Annotated in this window: 18 protein-coding genes; 4 read left to right on the forward strand and 14 right to left on the reverse strand. The window is 68.6% G+C overall.

Features of this window, described 5'->3' with window-relative positions:
- Positions 1-33: 33 nt before the first annotated feature.
- The gene (locus tag FFS56_RS13570) at positions 34-2,253 is read right to left on the reverse strand and encodes an NADP-dependent isocitrate dehydrogenase (protein ID WP_046748829.1); all 2,220 of its coding nucleotides are present in this window, start codon (positions 2,251-2,253) and stop codon (positions 34-36) included.
- Positions 2,254-2,428: 175 nt separating this feature from the next.
- On the opposite strand from FFS56_RS13570, the gene FFS56_RS13575 reads away from it, so the two are divergent.
- A complete protein-coding gene (locus FFS56_RS13575; RefSeq protein WP_046748828.1) occupies positions 2,429-2,887 on the forward strand; it encodes a GNAT family N-acetyltransferase in 459 nt (152 codons plus the stop codon).
- Positions 2,888-2,980: 93 nt separating this feature from the next.
- Here the strand turns inward: FFS56_RS13575 and FFS56_RS13580 are convergent, their stop codons facing one another.
- From FFS56_RS13580 to FFS56_RS13620, 9 genes are all read right to left on the reverse strand, one after another.
- Complete coding sequence (locus FFS56_RS13580; protein WP_046748827.1) at positions 2,981-3,799, reverse strand: hypothetical protein; 819 nt, start codon at positions 3,797-3,799, stop codon at positions 2,981-2,983.
- Positions 3,800-3,893: 94 nt separating this feature from the next.
- On the reverse strand, positions 3,894-5,708 hold the full coding sequence (locus FFS56_RS13585) for an ABC transporter ATP-binding protein (RefSeq protein WP_046748826.1): 1,815 nt from the start codon (positions 5,706-5,708) through the stop codon (positions 3,894-3,896).
- Positions 5,705-7,636: an ABC transporter ATP-binding protein gene (locus tag FFS56_RS13590; RefSeq protein WP_127011902.1), complete on the reverse strand. Its 1,932-nt coding sequence runs from the start codon at positions 7,634-7,636 to the stop codon at positions 5,705-5,707. Before FFS56_RS13590 ends, FFS56_RS13585 begins: the two co-directional genes overlap by 4 nt.
- A gap of 326 nt (positions 7,637-7,962) precedes the next feature.
- Positions 7,963-9,006, reverse strand: a complete 1,044-nt coding sequence (locus tag FFS56_RS13595; protein WP_127011901.1) for a membrane dipeptidase — start codon at positions 9,004-9,006, stop codon at positions 7,963-7,965.
- Between the two features lie 79 nt (positions 9,007-9,085).
- Positions 9,086-9,583 carry a methylated-DNA--[protein]-cysteine S-methyltransferase gene (locus FFS56_RS13600; RefSeq protein ID WP_046748824.1) on the reverse strand — a complete coding sequence of 166 codons (498 nt, stop codon included), beginning with the start codon at positions 9,581-9,583 and terminating at the stop codon, positions 9,086-9,088.
- Positions 9,580-11,091: an AlkA N-terminal domain-containing protein gene (locus FFS56_RS13605; RefSeq protein ID WP_137772065.1), complete on the reverse strand. Its 1,512-nt coding sequence runs from the start codon at positions 11,089-11,091 to the stop codon at positions 9,580-9,582. Before FFS56_RS13605 ends, FFS56_RS13600 begins: the two co-directional genes overlap by 4 nt.
- Before the next feature lie 168 nt (positions 11,092-11,259).
- Positions 11,260-12,867: a bifunctional phosphoribosylaminoimidazolecarboxamide formyltransferase/IMP cyclohydrolase gene (gene purH / locus FFS56_RS13610; protein ID WP_046748822.1), complete on the reverse strand. Its 1,608-nt coding sequence runs from the start codon at positions 12,865-12,867 to the stop codon at positions 11,260-11,262.
- A gap of 34 nt (positions 12,868-12,901) precedes the next feature.
- Positions 12,902-13,489, reverse strand: a complete 588-nt coding sequence (gene purN / locus FFS56_RS13615; protein ID WP_046748821.1) for a phosphoribosylglycinamide formyltransferase — start codon at positions 13,487-13,489, stop codon at positions 12,902-12,904.
- A 62-nt stretch (positions 13,490-13,551) separates the two neighbouring features.
- Positions 13,552-14,928: a DUF6350 family protein gene (locus FFS56_RS13620; protein WP_127011900.1), complete on the reverse strand. Its 1,377-nt coding sequence runs from the start codon at positions 14,926-14,928 to the stop codon at positions 13,552-13,554.
- A 90-nt stretch (positions 14,929-15,018) separates the two neighbouring features.
- Between FFS56_RS13620 and FFS56_RS13625 the strand changes: the two genes are divergently transcribed.
- Positions 15,019-16,494 carry an NCS2 family permease gene (locus tag FFS56_RS13625; protein ID WP_046748819.1) on the forward strand — a complete coding sequence of 492 codons (1,476 nt, stop codon included), beginning with the start codon at positions 15,019-15,021 and terminating at the stop codon, positions 16,492-16,494.
- Between the two features lie 147 nt (positions 16,495-16,641).
- On the opposite strand, the gene FFS56_RS13630 is transcribed toward FFS56_RS13625, so the two are convergent.
- Positions 16,642-17,043, reverse strand: a complete 402-nt coding sequence (locus FFS56_RS13630) for a VOC family protein (RefSeq protein WP_058632668.1) — start codon at positions 17,041-17,043, stop codon at positions 16,642-16,644.
- A 76-nt stretch (positions 17,044-17,119) separates the two neighbouring features.
- Between FFS56_RS13630 and FFS56_RS13635 the strand changes: the two genes are divergently transcribed.
- The gene (locus FFS56_RS13635; RefSeq protein ID WP_046748817.1) at positions 17,120-17,698 is read left to right on the forward strand and encodes a TetR/AcrR family transcriptional regulator; all 579 of its coding nucleotides are present in this window, start codon (positions 17,120-17,122) and stop codon (positions 17,696-17,698) included.
- 313 nt (positions 17,699-18,011) lie between these two features.
- Here FFS56_RS13635 and sucD read toward each other — a convergent pair whose 3' ends face one another.
- From sucD to FFS56_RS13650, 3 genes are all read right to left on the reverse strand, one after another.
- The gene (sucD, locus tag FFS56_RS13640; RefSeq protein WP_046748816.1) at positions 18,012-18,914 is read right to left on the reverse strand and encodes a succinate--CoA ligase subunit alpha; all 903 of its coding nucleotides are present in this window, start codon (positions 18,912-18,914) and stop codon (positions 18,012-18,014) included.
- Between the two features lie 27 nt (positions 18,915-18,941).
- Positions 18,942-20,108 (reverse strand): ADP-forming succinate--CoA ligase subunit beta, encoded by a 1,167-nt coding sequence (gene sucC, locus FFS56_RS13645; RefSeq protein ID WP_045263776.1) that lies wholly within the window; start codon positions 20,106-20,108, stop codon positions 18,942-18,944.
- Between the two features lie 115 nt (positions 20,109-20,223).
- Positions 20,224-20,577, reverse strand: a complete 354-nt coding sequence (locus FFS56_RS13650; RefSeq protein ID WP_046748815.1) for a DUF2510 domain-containing protein — start codon at positions 20,575-20,577, stop codon at positions 20,224-20,226.
- 60 nt (positions 20,578-20,637) lie between these two features.
- Between FFS56_RS13650 and FFS56_RS13655 the strand changes: the two genes are divergently transcribed.
- Complete coding sequence (locus FFS56_RS13655) at positions 20,638-21,300, forward strand: TetR family transcriptional regulator (RefSeq protein WP_046748814.1); 663 nt, start codon at positions 20,638-20,640, stop codon at positions 21,298-21,300.
- Positions 21,301-21,311: the final 11 nt, after the last annotated feature.

Here is a 21,311-nt window from a genome sequence, read left to right on the forward strand (position 1 = left end):
CGGATGCCGAAGCATCCGCCCCCTTCGCTCGTCTCAGCGCAGGGCGTCGACGATCGTGTTCAGCGTCGTGGACGGACGCATGACGGCCTCGACCAGCTTCTCGTCCGGACGGTAGTACCCGCCGATCTCCGCGGGCTGTCCCTGCACGGCGTTGAGCTCGGAGACGATGGCCTCCTCGTTCGCGGCGAGCTTCTCGGCGATCGGCCCGAAGGCCGCGGCGAGCTCGGGATCCTTCGTCTGCGCTGCCAGCTCCTTCGCCCAGTACAGGCCGAGGTAGAAGTGGCTGCCGCGGTTGTCGATCGTGCCGAGCGCACGGCCGGGCGAGCGGTCCTCCTCGAGGAAGGTTCCGGTCGCGGCGTCCAGCGTCTCCGCAAGCACGCGGGCCTTGTCGTTGCCCGTGCGGTCGGCGAAGTGCTCGAGCGAAGCCGCCAGCGCGAAGAACTCACCCAGCGAGTCCCAGCGCAGGTAGTTCTGCTCGACCAGCTGCTGCACGTGCTTGGGAGCGGAACCACCGGCACCCGTCTCGAACAGCCCACCACCGGCGAGCAGCGGCACGATCGAGAGCATCTTGGCGCTCGTGCCGACCTCGAGGATCGGGAACAGGTCGGTCAGGTAGTCACGCAGCACGTTGCCGGTCACCGAGATGGTGTCGAGCCCGTGACGCATGCGGGCGAGCGTGTACCGCGTGGCCTCTTCCGGCGCGAGGATCGTGATCGTCAGGCCCTTGGTGTCGAGCGTGGCGAGGCCCTGGTGCACCTTCGCGATGATCTGGGCGTCGTGCGAGCGGTTCGCGTCCAGCCAGAACACGGCGGGGTCGCCGGTCGCGCGTGCACGCGTCACGGCGAGCTTGACCCAGTCCATGACGGGGATGTGCTTGGTCTGCGTCGCGCGCCAGATGTCGCCCTTGCCGACCTCGTGCTCGATGAGCACGGTGCCCTCGCTGTCGAGCACCTGGACGATACCGTCCGCCGCGATCTCGAAGGTCTTGTCGTGGCTGCCGTATTCCTCGGCCGCCTGCGCCATGAGACCCACGTTCGGGACGGTACCGATCGTGGCGGGGTCGAGCGGGCCGTTCGCGATCACATCGTCGATGACGGCCTGGTAGACGCTCGCGTAGGACGAGTCCGGGATGACCGCGATCGTGTCGGCCTCCTCGCCGTCCTTGCCCCAGAGCTTCCCACCGTTGCGGACGAGGGCGGGCATCGACGCGTCGACGATGACATCGCTGGGCACGTGGAGGTTGGTGATCCCCTTGTCGGAGTTCACGTACGACAGGCGCGGCCCCTCGGCGATGGCCTTGTCGAACGCCGCAGCGATCTCCTCGCCACCGGCGACATTCGACAGGCCTGCAAGGATCGAGCCGAGGCCGTCGTTCGCGCTGAGTCCGGCTTCGGCGAGCTGCGTGCCGTACTGGTCGAAGACGTCCTTGAAGAACGCCTTCACGACGTGACCGAAGATGATCGGGTCGCTGACCTTCATCATCGTGGCCTTGAGGTGCACGGAGTAGAGCACGTCGTCGGCCGTGGCCGCCTCGAGCGTCTCCGCGAGGAACGCGTCCAGCTCCTTCGCGGAGAGGAACGTGGCGTCGATGATCTCACGCGGGAGGACCTTGAGGCCCTCCTTGAGGATCGTGACGGTGCCGTCCTGCGCCGTGTGACGGAACGAGAGGACGTCGTCGTGGGCCGCGACCCACGAGCGCTCGTTGTGCTTGAAGTCGTCGTGGCCCAAGGTCGCGACGCGGGTTTTCGAGCCGTCCGCGAAAGGCTTGTTGCGGTGCGGGTGCTTCTTGGCGTAGTTCTTCACCGCGAGCGGTGCGCGACGGTCGCTGTTGCCCTCGCGCAGCACGGGGTTCACTGCGGAGCCCTTGATGCGGTCGTAGCGGGCGCGGACGTCCTTCTCCTCCAGGGAGGTCGGCTCGTCCGGGAAGTCGGGGATGTCGAAGCCCTGCTTCTGCAGCTCGGCGATCGCACCCTTCAGCTGCGGGATGGACGCCGAGATGTTCGGCAGCTTGATGATGTTGGCCTCGGGGAGGGTGGCGAGGCCACCGAGCTCGGCGAGAGCGTCACCCACCTGCTGCTCGGGAGTGAGCTTCTGCGGGAAGGCGGCGAGGATGCGTCCGGCCAGCGAGATGTCGCGCGTCTCGACCTCGATGCCGGCCTGGCCGGTATATGCCTGGATGATCGGGAGGAACGAGGCGGTGGCGAGCGCCGGTGCCTCGTCTGTGTACGTGTAGATGATGGCGTCGTCGGTCACCGGGAGGTACTCCGTTCGCGGGGAAATTTGTCTCGATACCAAGATACCTGAGCCGGTCTGGCCCTGTGGTCCGCGCCTGCGACCGCCGACCACCCCATGTCGACGAACGGCCACAGAGGGGCGAAATCTTCGTCGGAAACGTGTCCCGCCTCTCCGGAGGGGTTAGCCTGGGTCCATGTCCGAACTGCGCATGGTCGAACTCTCCGCTGCGACGATCGTCGCCGTGAACAACCTGTCGCTCAAGCCCGGACAGGAGCAGTTCCTCGCTCCGGTCTCGTACGGGATCGCCGCGACCGTCATCAACCCGCAGACCTCCTGGCAGCGGGTGATCCTGGACCGCAACGAGGTCGTCGGCTTCGTCAGCGCCAACTTCGACGACGAGGCCCCGGAGGAGCACTTCCGCTCCGTGCTGTGGCGCATCAACGTCGACGCGGACGACCAGGGGCGCGGCGTCGGCCGCTTCGCCGTCGAGGCGCTCATCGACGAGGCGCGTGAACGCGGAGTCGACCACGTCAACGTGATCTACGAAGCCGGCGAGGACGGCCCAGAGGCCTTCTTCCGTCGCGTCGGCTTCACCCCCGTCGGGGAGACGGCCTACGGCGAGGTCATCGCCGAGATCCGGGTCACGTCCTAGACCGGGCGGCGGGGTCTCGAATCCCCTCCCCCATCGAGACCTCGTCGCCCTTCACCCCCTTCGGGGGAGCGCTCTCACAGCCCTGGCGGGTTCTCAGGAACGGTCGTCGGGGGTGCCCCCGGGTTTCCGCCGGCTCGTCCACGATGAGAGAGCGGCCGCGGCCGCTCCGGCAGCGCGATCGATGGCCTCGGCGGAACGGTTCAGCATGTCTTGAGCGGCGTCCTGCCACGCCGGCGTCGCCGGCGCCTCCCCCGCGTGCACCTTCGCGGCGTGTTCGGCGGCTTCGAACGCCCGCTCGAGCTCGGCGACAGCGTCACGATAGGCGGCGAACTCAGCCGGGGTGATGCGTCCGGAGGCCGCGCGGCGCATCTCCGTCGCGTGTCCGGCGGCACGGAAGTATGCGGCCGTCTCCGCGGACTTCACGTCGGTCATCGCCGGATAGGAGATCTGCAGAGCGGGGTCGGTCTCGTAACGCATCCAGCGTGCCGTCACCGCGTCATGCGCGGCGTTGAGTCGCTCGATCGGGCGCGGCTCCGCCGCGGAGGGCACGGCGGCGCGAGCCGCGTTCAGCCGCACCTGGCGCGCGCGCACATCGGCCGACGCGGCCTTCGCATCGCGCTCCCGCTCCTTCAGCATCCGCCGAGCCCCTGCCACCTGTTCGGGCGTCGCTCGCTGGGCCGCCCGCTCCGCCGTGACGCGAGCCAGGTCGGCGCGCGCGATCTTCCACGCGGTGCGCCGCTCCGCGGCGACCAGCTGCGCCTCTCTCAGATCGTGGCGGGCGGCATCGACCGCGAGCCTGCGTCCGCTCACCGTGCTGTTGCGACGTCGCATTCCCATCACACCCACCGTTCCCGCGGCGACTGCCGTCGGCGCGATCCACCACCACTCGGCGACGAGCAGCAGGGGGTCCATACCTCGATGCTACCCAGACGCAGACGACTTCCGGTCGCGATATGACAGCTCAACTGCGCCAGACGGCTGTCATATCGCGACCGGAAGAGGCAGATCAGACGAGGGTCTCCTGCCAGGCCGCATGCAGCTGCGCGAACTTGCCGGTACCGCCGATCAGGGCAGCGGGAGTGTCGTCCTCGATGATGCGGCCATGCTCCATCACCAGCACCCTGTCGGCGATCGCGACCGTCGACAGGCGGTGCGCGATGATGATCGCCGTGCGGTCCTTGAGCAGCGTCTGCAGCGCATCCTGGATCAAGCGCTCGGACGGGATGTCCAGCGAAGCCGTCGCCTCGTCGAGGATCAGCACCGCGGGGTCGGCGAGGAAAGCCCGGGCGAACGAGATGAGCTGACGCTGCCCCGCCGACACCCGACCACCGCGCTTGTTCACATCGGTGCCGTATCCGTCGGGCAGCGACGAGATGAACCCGTCGGCGCCCACGGCCCGTGCCGCGGCCTTGATCTCGTCGAGCGTCGCATCCGGCTTGCCGAGCGCGATGTTGTCGGCGACGGTGCCGCTGAACAGGTAGGCCTCCTGCGTGACCATGACGATCGCGCGGCGGAGGTCCTTCGGGTGCAGCGACCGCAGATCGACGCCGTCGAGCGTGACCCGCCCTTGGGAGGGGTCATAGAAGCGCGAGATGAGCTTGGCGAGCGTCGACTTCCCGGCGCCGGTCGTTCCGACGAGGGCGATCGTCTGCCCCGCCGGGATGTCGAGGGAGAAGTTCGGGAGGATCGTCTTCTCTCCGTTGTATCCGAAGGTCACCTCGTCGAACTCGACATGCCCACGGGACTCCCACAGGTCGACGGGGTTCTCGGGGTCGGGAACCGTCGGCACCTCCTCGAGCACGCCCGAGACCTTCTCCAGCGCGGCCGTGGCCGACTGATAGGAGTTCAGGAACATCGCGATCTCCTGCATCGGCGCGAAGAAGTTGCGGACGTAGAGCACTGCCGACAGCAGCACACCCACGGTCAGCGCACCCTCGGAGACGCGGATGCCTCCCCACAGCACGACGATGCCGAGCACGAGGGCCGCGACGCCCATCAGGCCGGGCTCGAACGTGCCGAACAGCAGCATCGAGCGACGGTTGACGTCGCGGTAGTCGCCAGCGATCTCCTGGAACGCCTTGTCGTTGCGCGGCTCCTTGCGGAACGCCTTGACGGCGCGGATGCCGGTCATCGTCTCGACGAACTGCACGATCACCTTCGCACTGATCACGCGCGACTCGCGGTAGACGAGCTGCGAACGCGAGTAGAACCAGCGCATCAGGTAGAACAGCGGCACGCCACCGATCGCCAGGATCAGGCCCGACTGCCAGTCCCAGAAGCACAGCGCGATGAAGGTGAACAGCCCGAAGAGCACGCCGGAGACGAGTTCGTTCAGGCCACCGTCGAGCAGCTCCTTGATCGAGTCGAGGTCGCTGGTCTGACGGGAGATGATGCGCCCCGAGGTGTAGGACTCGTGGAACTCCAGGCTCAGGCGCTGGGTGTGCAGGAAGATGCGCTTGCGCAGGTCCAGCAGCACCGCCTGCGTGAGCTTGGCCGCGATGATCACGTACCAGGCGATCAGCACCGCAGCGAGGGCACCGGCCAGCAGGTAGATGCCTCCGATCATGAACGTCGGCATCCAGTCGGCACGCTCGATCACCGCAGGCAGCGCTCGGTCGAGGCCCAGGCTGATGAGGATGGGGCCGGCGACCTGGAGCGCGGTCGACACGACCAGCACCGCGGCGGCGAGCACGATCCTCGGCTTCAAGGGGCTGACCAGGGATCCGAGCAGTCGGAGGGATCGACGACGGATCTCCCTGCTCTCCTCGCGGGTGTACTCGGAACGATCCTCGTTCCTGGTTCCGGTGATGGCGGAGCTCATCGCTGCACCTCCTTCTCGCTGATGGGGTCTTCGTCGGCGGCCTGCATCCCGAGGCCCGCACGGACCTCTTCATCGATCTCGGACTGCTCATCGCGGATCACCGGGATCGTCCCGGTGCGCGCCGCCTCCTCCGCCTCGAGGCTGGAGATGACATGACGGTAGTGCCGACTGGTCTTCAGCAGCTCGGAGTGCGTGCCCACCGCCGTCACGCGACCGGCTTCGAGCAGGGCGACGCGATCGGCGAGCGCGACGGTCGAAGGGCGGTGCGCCACGATCAGGGCGGTGGTGTCGGCGAGCACGTGCCGCAGCGCCTCCTCCACGAGGGCCTCAGTGTCGACGTCGAGCGCCGACAGCGGGTCGTCGAGCACGAGCACCTTCGGATTCGCCGCCACCGCACGGGCGAGGGCGAGCCGCTGGCGCTGACCGCCGGAGAGGCTGAGCCCCTCCTCGCCGATCACCGTCTCGACGCCGTCGGGCAGGGAATCCACGAACGAGGCCTGAGCGACGTCGAGAGCTTCGCGCAGCACACGCTCGCCCTCTTCGCCGTGCACGTCGAGCTCGGCACGACCGAGCAGCACGTTCTCCCGGACCGTCGCCGAGAACAGCGTCGCGTCTTCGAACGCCATGGCGATGTGCCGACGGAGCTCTGACAGCGGCAGGTCACGCACGTCGACGCCGTCGAGGGTGACCCTGCCTCCCGTCACGTCGTACAGACGCGTGGGCAGCGTGGTGAGGGTGGTCTTGCCGCTGCCGGTGAGACCGACCAGCGCCATGGTCTCCCCTGGTCGCAGCACCAGGTCGATGCCGTCGAGCAGGTCGCGTTCGTGCGCGCCGGCGTCCTGATAACGGAAGTGCGCGTTCTCGAACGTGAGCTCTCCGCGCGGGTTCTCGATGTGCACCGGGTGCTCGGGGTCGGTGATGGTGTTGGTCTCCGAGAAGATGTCGAACACGCGGTCGGTCGCCGTGCGCGCATCGAGCATGAACGAGAACAGGAAGCCGATCGACTCGATGGGCCAGCGCAGCACGACGGCCATCGCGAAGAAGGCGAACAGTTGCGCCTCGCCGATCTGCCCGACGGAGATCAGCCAGATGCCGGACATCAGGCTGAGGCCGAACGCGATCTGCGGCATGAGGTCGAGCCAGAACCAGATCGACGCGATCGCACCGGCCTTGCTCATCTCGGTCTCGCGCAGCGTCTCGGCCTGCCTGCTGAAGCGGCTCAGGGCGTGCTTGCCGCGCCCGAACGCCTTCAGCACGCGGATCCCGTGCACGCTCTCCTCGACGCTGGTCGCGAGGTCGCCGGCCTGATCCTGGCTGCGGCGGGTGAGGGCGCCGTAGCGCTTCTCGAACAGGTAGCCGCGGATCCACAGCGGGATCGCCGTGACCAGGAAGATCGTGCCCAGCAGCCAGTGCCACCGGAACAGCAGCACGGAGCCGATGATGATCGTGAGGATGTTGACGACCAGTAGCACGAGGCCGAACGCGAGCCAGCGGCGGATGAGGCCGATGTCCTGCATCATGCGGCTGAGCAGCTGTCCTGAGCCCCACCGGTCGTGGAAGGACACCGGGAGGGTCTGCAGGCGCGAGTAGAGCTCCGTGCGCATCTTGTACTCGACCTGCGTGGCCGGGTTGAGCACGAACTGACGTCGCAGCCATACCATGAGGGCCTCGCCCAGGGCGAGCGCGAACACGGCGACAGCACCCCAGATGATGGCGCTGATCTCACCCGAACGGACGGGTCCGCTGATGATCTGCTCGAGGACGATCGGGATCATCAGGGCGATGACGGCGGCGATGAGCGCGCTGGCGGCACCGCCGGCGAGCCGCCAGATGACCGGCTTCACGAAGGGCTTCAGGCGCCACAGTGCGGCCGGAGTGGAAAGGGTCGATGAAGGCGAGGGATTCTGCGCGGAAGGCGAGGAGGACATGTCTCTCAGACGAGTTTCGTATGGACAGCGGTTGCGGAAGGGGACGGATGCGAGAGCGGACCCACAGGGTCCGGCATCCGACGGAGAAGGGGCGGGGTGGCTCTAGGAGAGCGGACGCGCCGGGGTCGAGCCGAGAGCTGCGATCCGCGCGGTGGCGATCGTGAACATGGTGTCCTCCTCAGGGGCTCGGCGATGTCGTCCGGTTGGCGCGACAGCCCACCAGCCTATTGCTGTGAACCAGCTGAAAGCAAGAGTCATTCCCGATTCGCCCTGCTGTTTCCCGGCGACCGCTGCGAGGCGGCTCGCGGCGAGGTGGCTCGGGTGGCTCACCCCTGGACAGCGAGCCCGGTTCGGAGAAAGCGCTGCAGGTTGCCGCCCAGCACGGCCAGGACATCAGCTTCGCGCCAGCCGCGACGCAGCAGAGCCTCGGTGACGAGTGGAAGCCCTTCCGGACCCTCGAGCCCGGGAAGGTACCGATCGGCGGGGACGCCCTCGATCGTCGTCTGCACGCAGCACGGGGCCGTGGTGTCCGCGAGCACCTCGCGGACGAAGTCTGGTCCCATCCCGACGTGGTCCACCCCGGCGACGGACACCACCCGCTCGAAATGGTCGATCAGGGTGTCGATCGTGTAGTCGCTCGCATGCAGATACGGGGCGAAGAAGTTGACGCACACGACTCCCCCCGTCTCCGCGACTCCGGCGATCTGAGCATCGGTGAGGTTGCGGTGGTGATCGAACAGGGCGCGGGCGGACGAATGCGTTGCCATGACGGGTCGCGTGGCGAGCTCGAGCACGTGGTCGACGCCGCCCGCTCCGAGGTGGCTGACATCGAAGATCATGCCGATGCGCTCCATCTCGGCCAGCGCCTGGACGCCCGTGCGCGTCAGCCGGCTGCCCGCGGCGTCTTCTCCGCTTCCGTCCGCGAAGGCGCTGCGACCGAAGTGGGCGACCGAGCCGACGCGCACTCCGAGCCGATGCACCGTCTCGAGGAGCTCGACATCGTCGGCGATGCCGGGCATGCCCTCGAGAGCGAGCACCAACGCGATGCGCCCCTCACCGATCACCCTGTCGATGTCGTCCCCGTCGAGGCAGAGCCCCACCGCATCCGCGTTTCCTTCCGCCACCCGGTGCGCGGCTTCGATCATGCGGAACGTACGACGCAGCGCGCCCTCCGGCCGGTAGACGTCATCGACGAACACGGGCAGGACCTGCAGGTCGACATCACCCGTGCGCAGCTGCGGCAGCCACTGGGCCCGGAAGTAGTCCGACCACTCGGCGGGCGGACGACTCGTCACCGAGCAGAGCAGATCGTTGTGGGCATCGGCGACGACGGCGCGGCGGTGGAGATCGAGGACATCGATGGCGGTCACGGCTCGAGCCTATGGCCGCGTCGGAACGGACGGTTCGTCGTAGCGCACCATCACCGGTGCCGGATCTGGTGCTCCTGGCTCACGCCGCGGCACTCTCGCGGGCCAGCAGACTCTCCTTGACATCGACGCCCCACGCGAAACCGCCGAGGCTCCCGTCGGTGCGCAGCACCCGGTGGCAGGGCACGAAGAGCGCCGGGGCGTTGCGGGCGCAGATGGACGCCGCAGCCCGAACGGCCCGGGGGTTGTCCAGGCGTGAGGCGAAACCGGTGTAGGTCAGCGGCCCGCCCGGCTCGATCTCCCGGAGCGCCGACCAGCCGGCGAGCTGGAGTGCGGTGCCGGTCTGCTTCACGGCGACATCGTCGATGGCCGAGAGGTCGCCCGCGTAATAGGCGACCACCGCGTCCGCGGCGTCCGTCGCACCATCGCGCAGCGCCTCCGGACGGTTCGCCGCCGACAGCCGCCCGAGGATCGCCTCGACGTCGGAGGTCCAGCCCGAGGCCAGCACGCGCTGATGGTCGTCGGCGAGGATCGTGAAGGCGCCGTCCGGCGTCTCGATGGTCTGGATGAGGGCGGTCATGAGTTCTCCTTCGTCGTGATGTCGGTGGGACGGTGCGCTGCGGGGACCCGCCGCGGCCCGACGGGGCGCACCGGAGCGGCGCGCCACAGATGCGCGCTCAGATAGCTGCGCCATGGTGCCGCGCGCAGGGCCCAGGCGGTGAGCCCCCGTGGCTCGCCCGGCAGGCCGGAGGCCGCCGCGCCGGCGCGCAGCGCGACGTCTCCCGAGAGCAGCACATCCGGATCGCCGAGCACACGCATGCGCACGTAGTCGGCTGTCCAGGGTCCGATGCCGGGCATCGCGAGCAGGGCAGCACGCTGGTCGACGCCGTCATCTCCGACCGTGAGCGTCAGGGATCCGTCGGCGAGAGCGGCCGCAGCGCCGGTGATCGCGCGGATACGGGCGGCCGGCCCTCGCAGCACCTCGGCTCCGTGGGCGGCGATCGCCGTCATCGTCGGGAAGAGCAGTCCGTTCTCGGTGCGCTCCCCCAGCGCCTCGGTGAGTGCCGTGAGCGCGGTTCTGGCGGCGACCACGGTGATCTGCTGCCCCACCATGGCGCGGATGAGCATCTCATGCGGATCAGCCGACCCCGGCACGCGGATGCCGGGGGTGCGCGCGACGAGCGGCGCGATCTCGTCGTGTTCCGAGAGCGCCTCGTCGACCGCCAGCGGGTCGGCATCGAGGTCGAAGATGCGTCGCACGGTCGAGACCAGCGGTGCCAGGTCCCCCAGCCGCGCGACGCGTGCCCGAAGGTGCAGGCGCTCACCCTCCTCCTGACGCACCTCGAACCAGGCGGGACCACCGGCCATGCGGAGATGACGCGAGAAGGACGTCGCCGTGGTCTCTTCGACGCCGGGGATCGCACGCGCCGCCATCCAGGCGAAGACGCCGCTCGCGTCGAGTGGACCGCGATAGGGCAGCACGAGGTCGATCGAGCCGGGAGCCGCGGACGCCGGAAGCCGTCGCCGCGCCCTGAGCTCCCCCGGCGTGAGGCCGAAGACCTCGCGGATCGTGTCGTTGCACTGTCGGATGCTGGCGAACCCGGCGGAGAACGCGACATCCGAGATGGGCATGTCGGTGCCGACGAGGAGCATGCGCGCGGTGTGCGCCCTGTGTGCCCGCGCCAGTGCGAGCGGCTCGGCGCCGAGTTCGGTGGTCAGCAGCCTCGTGAGGTGCCGACCGGAATAGCCCAGTCGCGCGGCCAGGCCCGGCACGCCCTCCCGTTCCACGACGCCGTCGGAGATCAACCGCATCGCTCGCGCGGCGGTGTCGCCGCGGATATCCCACGCCGGCGAGCCGGGAGCGGCCTCGGGCAGGCAGCGCTTGCAGGCGCGATACCCGGCCTCGTGCGCTGCGGCGCTGGTCGGATAGAACGTCACGTTCTGGGGTTTGGGCGTGCGCGCGGGGCAGCTCGGACGGCAGTAGATCCCGGTCGAACGGACGGCCGTCACGAACTGCCCGTCGAAGCGGGTGTCGCGCGCGCTGATCGCACGGTAACGCTCGTCGAAGTCCGTCACGGGGAAGCTCATGCCTCCACTGTGTCACGCCCCACCGACAACGACTGGCGGAAATCGGACATGACTGTCCGGGCACGAACGCCGAGACCCACCCGCCTCGCCGACACCCATCGCCGCCGCAGTGGGCGCGCGTGGGTCTCGGCGTGGAGAGTGGGTCTCGAGGTATGCGCAGGCGCGCGTTCAGTGGAAGAAGTGGCGCTCACCGGTGAAGAACATCGTGACGCCGGCCTTGCGCGCCGCGTCCACGACCTCCTCGTCGCGCACGGAACCGCCCGGCTGCACGATCGCCGTGACGCCGGCATCGATCAGCACCTGAGCGCCGTCGGCGAAGGGGAAGAACGCGTCGGAGGAAGCGACGGATCCGGCCGCCCGGTCCCCTGCACGCTCGACCGCGAGGCGGCAGGAGTCGACGCGGTTGACCTGGCCCATGCCCACGCCCACCGTGGCGTTGTCCTTCGCGAGCACGATCGCGTTCGACTTGACCGCTCGGCAGGCCTTCCACGCGAAGATGAGGTTCTCCATCTCCTCGTCGGTCGGACGCTCACCCGAGACCAGCTCCCAGTTCTTCGCGACGGAGACGATGTCGTCGGGGAACCGGTCGGCATCCTGCAGCAGCAGCCCACCGGAGACGAGACGCACGTCCATGCGCTCCTGCTGCCAGTCCTCGGGCAGCTGCAGCAGGCGCAGGTTCTTCTTCGCCTTGAACACCTCGAGCGCCGCGGGCTCGAACGACGGCGCGACGATGACCTCGGTGAAGATGTCCTTGAGGTTCTCGGCCATCTTCAGCGTGACCGTGCCGTTGGCCGCGATCACACCACCGTATGCCGAGACGGGGTCGCACTCGTGCGCACGCAGGTGGGCGCTGGCGATCGGGTCGAGCGCGTTCGGCGCCGTGGTCGCGATACCGCACGGGTTGGCGTGCTTGATGATGGCGACAGCCGGCTTGACCATGTCGTATGCCGCGCGCAGGGCGGCATCGGCGTCGACGTAGTTGTTGTACGACATCTCCTTGCCCTGCAGCTGCGTGGCCTGGGCGATGCCGTGTCCACCGGCGCGCGTGTAGATGGCGCCGCGCTGGTGCGAGTTCTCGCCGTAGCGGAGCGTCGCGAGCCGCTCAGCCTGGATCGTGAGATGCGTCGGCAGGTCGCCGTCGTCCTGCAGCGTCCCCTCGGCGAACCACGAGGCGACCGCGGTGTCGTACGCCGCTGTGTGCGCGAATGCTCGGGCGGCGAGCTCACGACGCTGCGTCAACGAGGTGCCGCCCTCGCCGATCGCCGCGATGATGCCGGGGTACGACTGCGGCGAGACGACGATCGCCACGTTCGCGTGGTTCTTGGCCGCGGCGCGTACCATCGCGGGGCCGCCGATGTCGATCTGCTCGACCACGTCGTCGCCGACCGCGCCGGAGGCGACGGTCTCGATGAACGGGTAGAGGTTCACGACCACGAGCTCGAAGGGAGTGATGTCGAGGTCGGCGAGCTGGCGCTCGTGGTCCTCGAGACGCAGGTCGGCGAGCAGGCCGCCGTGGATCTTCGGGTGCAGCGTCTTGACGCGACCGTCGAGCATCTCTGCGACGCCGGTCACGGCGGCGACGTCGGTGACCTCGAATCCCGCCTCGCGGATGGTCGACGCCGTCGAACCCGTCGAGACGATCTCGATACCCGCCTCAGCCAGAGCCGCAGCCAGCAGGAGCAGGTCGGTCTTGTCGCTCACCGAGACGAGCGCGCGCCTGATCGGCACGGTGTCGCGATCGCGGTAGAGCGTGGGGTCGTGGCGGGGGCCGGCCATGATGGGCTCCTTCGTGCGGGGCGTCGGGTGGGGGTCAGGAGGAAGTGCTGAGGACGAGGTCGCCGGTGGCGATTCCGCGGACCACGTCGATGAGCAGTCGGCGCTCGACGGGCTTGATGCGCTCGTGCAGGCTGTGCTCGGTGTCGCCGTCGAGGATGGGGACGCGCTCCTGGGCGAGGATCGGACCGGTGTCGACGCCGTCGTCGACGACGATCACGCTGGCCCCGGTCTCGGCGACGCCGGCCGCGAGCGCGTCGCGGACGCCGTGGGCGCCGGGGAACTCGGGCAGGAACGCCGGGTGCGTGTTGATGAGGCGCGGCGAGTACTGTGCGACGAGCGACGGCGGAAGCAGGCGCATGAGCCCGCTGAGCACGACGAGGTCCGGCTTCCAGACGGCGAGCTGGCCGGCGAGTTCCGCACCCCACGCCTCGCGACTCTCGTGCTCATGCCACGGCACCGTGAAACTGGGGACGCCGAACTCCTCGGCATGGGCGAGCCCCTCGGCTTCGCGATCGGCGCCGACCACGATCACCCTGGCGGGAAAATCGGGATGACGAGCGGCCTCGAGGAGGGCGCGAAGATTCGAGCCGGTGCCCGAGATGAGAACGGCGACCGTGAGCACGCGCCCAGTCTACCGGGGCGCCGAAGCTCGTTCCGCCTGCGTCGCACGCACACCGGGAGCCGTCAGTCGCGGTCGTCCCTCGGCGGCGTGAGACCGCGGACATCATCCAGCGGAGCCGTGTCATCGAAGGCCTGCGTGTGGGGCAAGGGGATGCCAGGCCCCGGGACCACGGGCGCTGCGCTCGGATCGAGCTCGGACATCTCGGCTATCCACCGATCGGTGCGCTCCTCCGCCAGTTCATCGCGATGTCGTGGGGACAGGAGCAGGATCGCGGCGCCGACGAGCACCTCGAGGCCCAGGGCGAGCATGAAGGGCAGCGCCGCTGGTCCGACGTCCGACAGCCGTCCCGGTCCCATCGACCCGCTCGCCAGCACGGCGACGATCCCGGCGATACCGGCGGTGACGACCGCGATCCCCACCGCGATGACGGCACGCTGCGCCGTTCCCAGCGGCGTGCCCTCCCAGACGAGACGGGAGCGAACCGCCCACCCCGCGAACGCTCCGGCGGCGATCGGGACGAGCACCACGATCAGCATCCACATCGAGCTGTTCTCGGGCAGCAGTCCGAACGCGGGGATGCCGGGCACGACTCCCAGCTGGGTGCCCGCAGGCGACACCGCGGTGCCGACGCCGACGGCGAACCCGGGGCCGGCGAGCCAGGACGCGACCCAGACGATGAGGGTCGGCAGGTACACCAGCTGCGCCAGGGTCATCACCGTCGCACCCAGCGCGTCGACGCGCGAGGCCTGGAACAGCGCGACGACTTCACCTCCCCGGAACAGCGTCACCACCGCGAGGGCCAGAGCAGAAGCGCCGACCACGCCCATCAGGGTGAAGGCCGCGCCTCGAACGACGGCGGCGGGGACCGGTGCCCAGTCGTCGCGGACGTCGATGCGATCGTGCAGACGGTCGAGGATGCCGCCGTCGCCCTCTTCCCAGGCGATCCGGACGGCGCCGCACAGCGCGCCGACGAAGTAGACCGCAGCGGGAAGGGCGATCGCGAGCAGGAGGGGCGTCTGCGCCGCATCCAGCCGCGCCGTCAGCGCGACACCGGCGGAGATCGCGGTGAACACCACGGTGCCGGACACCACGCCGAGCAGCCAGGTTCCCGCCGTGGCGGCTCTGGCTCCGGAGCGCGCGGCGAACAGCAGTGTGAAGAGTAGGAATGCCAGCGGGGTGATCGACACCGCGAACGAGGCGGCCTGGGCGGGGATCGCGAGGGCGACCAGAAGCTCGTCAGGAATCGTCACCGCCAGCGGCACCCCGTGTCCGAACTCCCAGAGCGTGCCGGTGAGCGGCCAGAGCGCACCCCAGTCGGCGCTGATCCCGAAGGCGAGAGTCCACAGCAGCGTCAACGGCGCGAGCAGCACGACGAGACCGACCGCCGCGGCGATGGCGGCGTCGAAGGCGGCGAGGAGCGCGACGAGGAGGCGTTGCATAGCGCTTCGAGACTACGACGAGTTCCCGACGAAGCCCCGGGGGCGCGCGTGGGGTCGGCGACACGATAGCGTTTCTCCGGAGGTTTCCCGATGACAACTGCCCCGCCCGCCCCGGCACCCACCGAGCCCAAGAACTCCCTGGACCGCTTCTTCGAGATCAGCAAGCGCGGATCCACGATCGGCACCGAGATCCGAGGAGGTCTGGTGACGTTCGTCACGATGGCCTACATCGTGATTCTCAACCCGATCATCCTCTCCGGCAAGCCCGACGTCGCCGGAGACATGCTCAGCTTCAACGCCGTCGGCGCCGCCACCGCGTTGACCGCCGGCGTCATGACGATCCTGTTCGGTCTCGTGACGCGCCTGCCCTTCGGTTTCGCCGCAGGACTTGGCATCAACGCCTTCGTCGCGTTCTCCGTGGTCGGGCAGGTGACCTGGCCCGAGGCGATGGCACTCGTGATGATCAACGGTGTCGTGATCGTGCTGCTCGCAGCCACCGGGCTGCGGAAGGCGATCTTCGACGCCGTGCCCTTCCAGCTGAAGATCGCCATCACGGTCGGCATCGGCCTGTTCATCGCCTTCATCGGCTTCGTCAACTCGGGCTTCGTCACCGCGACCGGCGCCTCGTCCCCTCCGGTCGGGCTCGGCGTCAACGGCTCGGTCGCGACCGTGCCGACCCTGCTGTTCGTGATCACCCTGCTCCTCACCGGCATCCTCGTCGCCCTCAAGGTCAAGGGCGGCATGCTCATCGGTCTCATCGGCGGCACCGTGCTCGCAGTCATCGTCGAGGCGATCTGGCACATCGGCGCCCGCGGCTTCGACGACGAGGGCAACGTGGTCAACCCCGGCGGCTGGGGCCTCACGGTCCCGGCACTGAACGGCTCCCCCGTCGGCATCCCGGACCTCAGCCTGATCGGCGCCGTCGACTTCAGCTTCGACCTGAGCAAGGTCAGCCTGGTCGCGATCGTGATGATCGTCTTCACGCTGCTCTTCACGAACTTCTTCGACGCCATGGGAACCATGACCGGCCTGGCGAAGGAGGCGAACCTCGCCGACGACAACGGGGACTTCCCCCGCATCAAGTCGGCACTGGTCGTCGAGGGCGTCGGCGCGATCGCCGGTGGTGCGACCTCGTCGTCCTCCAGCACCGTCTTCATCGAGTCGGGTGCCGGTATCGGCGAGGGAGCCCGCACGGGACTCGCGAACGTCGTCACGGGTGTCGTGTTCCTGATCGCGATGTTCCTGACCCCGCTGACCTCCATCGTCCCGACCGAGATCGCGGCCGCGGCCCTGATCATCGTGGGTGCGATGATGATGGCGCAGATCCGCTACATCGACTTCAGCGACTTCCGCGTGCTGCTGCCGGTGTTCCTCACCGTCTCGGTCATGCCGCTCACCTACTCGATCGCGAACGGCATCGGGGCGGGCTTCGTCAGCTGGGTGCTCATCCACGCGTTCTCGGGCAAGGCGAAGACCATCAGCCCGCTGTTGTGGGTCGTCGGCGCCGGCTTCCTGATCTTCTTCGCGAGAGGCCCCATCGAGGCGCTGTTCGGCGTCGGGATCTGACGCGAGAACACGAGGGGCGGATGCTGCGGCATCCGCCCCTCTTCTGTTCGTCACCGTCGCCCGGATGCATGAGCACTGCACGGATGCATTGCCCACACGGGGTCCTCGGTCATGAAGGTGTCGGCCGATCATGCATCCGACAGGGCCTCAGGAATAGGCCTCGGCGAACTCCGCTGACGGCTCGATGGGCTCGATCACGTCGATCAGCACACCCCCCGGCGCCTCGACGATGAAGTGACGCTGCCCGAAGGTCTCGTCCCGAAGCGCGAGGCGCTCGACCAACCCGTGCTCACCCACGAGCCGACGGTGCGCTGCCGTCGCGTCGACGACCTCGACGTTGAGCAGCAGACCTCGGACGGGCTCACGGAAGCCGTCGGGGATCGTCTCGTGACCCCGGTCGAGGAGCGCGAGCTCTCCTCCTTCGACGCGCAGGCTCACGTACCAGTCCGCCTCGAACGTCGTCTCGAAGCCCAGTTCCTCACGATAGAACTGCGCGGCAGCGGCGACGTCATCGACCATCAGAACCGGGTAGAAGCTCGTGATCTCCATGAACTCTCCTTTACATACAGTGTGTTTGTAACATCGGTGGCTAGAATACATACAAGTCGCACGTAAAGGAAGTCCCATGCCGCGAGCATCCGCTGCCGACGCCGCCGAGACGGCGCGACGCATCCTCGAGACCGCCACCGCGCACTTCGCCGAACACGGCTACGCATCCTGTTCCGTCGATGACCTCGCACGCGCCGCCGGAGTGACCCGCGGGGCCGTGTACCACCACTACGCATCGAAGCCGGGACTGTTCGCCGCGGTCGCCACCCGCCAACAGCAGAGCGTCGCCGAGGCGATCGTGGCCGCGACGAGGGACAGCACCCCGGAGACCGCACTCCGCGAGGGGAGCCATGCCTACCTCGACGGCATCACGGGCAGGACGGCCGCGCGCGTACTCCTCATCGACGGACCCTCCGTGCTCGGCTGGGAGGAGTGGCGCCGCCTCGACGCGGAGGGGCCGGAGCGCGAGCTGCGGACTGGACTGCGTGAAGCAGGAGCCCCGCCCGCGCTCCTCGACGCCCTGACCGCAGCCCTGTCCGGCGCCATGAACGAACTCGCCCTCTGGCTCGCCGTTCGCCCGGACGACGCGGAGGCACGACAACAGGCCCACCGCGCACTCGACGCGCTTCTGGACACAGCTGCCAGCCGAAGCTGAGCGGTGCTTGCGCGGCCACCGTCGACCGCGCGAGGGTGGAAGCTCGACGACCGGGAGGAGCTGCGTGCACATGCCACACGACCATCACGCCCCCTTCGAGCTGAGAAAAGACCTCGATCGGCGCCTCGCGCACTACCGCGAACTGGTCCTCGGGAGTCTGGAGGGCGTATGCATGAGGGTCGCACGGATGCATGACCCACACGGGGTCCTCGGTCATGCAGGTGTCATCGGGTCATGCAGCCGGTCAAGCGGCCGGGCATGAAAGAAGGCCCCGGGGTGGAGCCCGGGGCCTTCAGATCAAGCGTAACTCAGATCAGAGCGACTCGATGATCGCGCGCATCAGATCCGCCGTCTCGGACGGCGTCTTGCCGACCTTGACGCCGGCGGCCTCGAGGGCCTCCTTCTTCGCCTGAGCGGTACCGGCGGAACCGGAGACGATCGCACCCGCGTGACCCATGGTCTTGCCCTCGGGGGCCGTGAAGCCCGCGACGTAGCCGACGACGGGCTTGGTGACGTTCGCCTTGATGTAGTCGGCCGCACGCTCCTCGGCGTCGCCGCCGATCTCGCCGATCATCACGATCGCCTTGGTCTCGGGGTCGGCCTCGAACGCGGCGAGCGCGTCGATGTGCGTGGTGCCGATGACCGGGTCGCCGCCGATGCCGATGGCGGTCGAGAAGCCCAGGTCGCGCAGCTCGAACATCATCTGGTAGGTCAGGGTGCCCGACTTCGACACGAGGCCGATCGGACCCTTGCCGGTGATGTTCGCGGGCGTGATGCCGACGAGCGCCTCACCGGGGGTGATGATGCCGGGGCAGTTCGGTCCGATGATGCGGGTCTTGTTGCCCTTGCTCTGCGCGTACGCCCACGCCTCGGCCGAGTCGCCGACGGGCACGCCCTCGGTGATCACGACGAGCAGCGGGATCTCGGCGTCGATGGCCTCGATCATCGCGTCCTTCGTGAAGGCGCCGGGGACGAAGGCGATCGACACGTCGGCGCCGGTCTCCTTCATGGCCTCGGCGACCGATCCGAAGACGGGAAGCTCGACGGCGTTGCCGTCCTTGTCCGTGTGCGAGACCGTGGTACCGGCCTTGCGGGCGTTGACGCCACCGACGACCTGGGTGCCGGCCTTGAGCATCAGCGCGGTGTGCTTGGTGCCCTCGCCACCGGTGATGCCCTGGACGATGACTTTGGAGTCCTTGTTGAGGTAGATAGACATAGCTCTGGTTCCTTGTGTCTCAGGCGATCAGGCGTTGGCGAGCTCGGCGGCCTTATCGGCGCCCTCGTCCATGGTTGCGGCCAGGGTGACAAGCGGGTGCGCGTACTCGGCGAGGATCGCGCGACCCTCGTCGACGCGGTTGCCGTCCAGACGCACGACGAGCGGCTTGGAGGCCGTGGCGCCCAGCGTCTCGAGCGCGCCCTTGATGCCGTTGGCGACGGCGTCGCACGCCGTGATGCCACCGAACACGTTGACGAACACGCTCTTGACCTGCGGGTCACCGAGGATGACGTCGAGGCCGGCGGCCATGACCTCAGCCGAAGCGCCGCCGCCGATGTCGAGGAAGTTGGCGGGCTTCACGCCGTTGTGGTTCTCGCCGGCGTAGGCGACCACGTCGAGCGTCGACATGACGAGTCCCGCGCCGTTGCCGATGATGCCGACCTCGCCGTCGAGCTTCACGTAGTTCAGGCCCGACTCCTTGGCCTTGGCCTCGAGCGGGTCGGCGGCGTCCTTGTCCTCGAGCGCCTCGTGCTCGGGGTGGCGGATCTCGGAGGCGTTGTCGTCGAGCGTGACCTTGCCGTCGAGCGCGATGATGTCGCCCTCTTCGGTACGCACGAGCGGGTTGACCTCGACCAGCGTCGCGTCCTCACCCTTGTACACGTCGAACAGCTTCACGAAGACGTCGGACACCTTGTCGACGAGGTCTTCGGGGAAGTTGGCCGCACGGGCGATCTCGACGGCCTTCTCCTTGTCGATGCCCGTCAGCGGGTTGACCTCGACGCGCGCGAGCGCCTCGGGGCGCTCGACCGCGAGCTCTTCGATCTCCATGCCGCCCTCGACCGAGCACAGGCTCAGGTAGGAGCGGTTGGCACGGTCGAGCAGCACGGAGAAGTAGAACTCCTCGGCGATGCGCGCACCCTGCGCGACCATGACGCGCTTGACGACGTGGCCCTTGATGTCGAGGCCGAGGATGGCCTTCGCTGCCTCGTACGCCTCGTCGGGCGTCTTGGCGACCTTGACGCCGCCCGCCTTTCCACGGCCGCCGGTCTTCACCTGAGCCTTGACGACGACCACTCCACCGATCTTCTCGGCGGCCGCCCTCACCTCTTCAGGGGTGTCCGCGACGATGCCGGCGAGGACCGGCACTCCGTACTTTTCGAAAACGTCTCGTGCCTGGTACTCGTACAGATCCACTGTGGTTCCTTCACTGGGCTGCTGTCTGGTAATTCTCTCGATGTCGAGACATCGACCAGTCCCCCAGCCTACTACCTCGGCCTGGGCGCTCCTGCGGCCGCGAGGCCGCCCTCCCTCAACGCAGCGGGGGAACGCCGACTCGTCGCACCGGCACGCCGGCCAAGCGGAGCTGACGCCTGATCGCGAACGGCGTGAACACGAGCGCGGCACCGACCGCGACGATCAGCGGACGCACGACGACCACGGGCAGACCGCCCACGAAGGCGACCAGGATCGCGACCACGAGGACGACGGCCAGCACGACCTCGACCATCAGGAGTTGGCGGCGCACCGAGGCCCCGTCGTCCGCCAGGGTGGTCTCCCGCCCCCGCACCCGGATGTGCTCGGTCCACCGCACCCCGTCCCACCACCGCCGGGTGCCACGTCGCCGCGTGTCGAACCAGCCGGCCGGGATCCCGTCGTCTCTCACGCTCCTCAGTATGACGGCGATGCCTGGGCGTCTCCACGCGCTCCGGTCTAGGCTTTCGCCATGCACGAATCCGCAGAACTGCGCACCGGCGTCGTCGCCGCCGCGCTCGAACTCTTCAACGCCCAGGGGTTCGACCAGACCTCGGTGGAGCAGATCGCGAAGGCCGCCGGGGTCTCCCGCTCGACGTTCTTCCGTCAGTTCGGCGGCAAGGAGGACGTCGTCTTCGCGGATCACGAGGTGCTCCTCGAGCAGCTCAGGGAGTTCCTCGACGAGGGTCATGACGATCCATGGGGTGCCGTGTGCGCCGCCTCCGAATCCGTCTTCGCGCACTTCGCCCGCGACCCGGAACTCGCCAGGCGTCGTTACCAGATCGTGCGCCAGGTCCCCGTGCTGCGCGAGCGCGAGATCATCACGGTCTTCCGCTACGAACGACTGTTCGACGACTACCTGCGCAGCGCGCTTCCCGGCGTCGATCCGCTCGACGCGGTCGGCTTCGCCGCTCTGGTCACAGCGGTGCACAACCACGTGCTGCGCCAGCTGCTGCGCGGCCGCAAGAAGGTGCCGCTGTCTACGCTCCAGACGGCGCTGGTCGATGTGCGCCGGCGCTACGGTGTCGCGGCCGATGAGGCCGCGTCCGCTCCGGATGACATGGTGGTCGCCGTCTTCCCCCGCTCCATGCCCATCGCAGAGGTGAGCCGCAGGCTGCAGTCCCAGCTCGACTGACGCGTCCCGGT

This window comes from Microbacterium sp. Beta, assembly GCF_005502545.1.
GTDB classification, from domain to species: Bacteria; Actinomycetota; Actinomycetes; order Actinomycetales; family Microbacteriaceae; genus Microbacterium; species Microbacterium oxydans.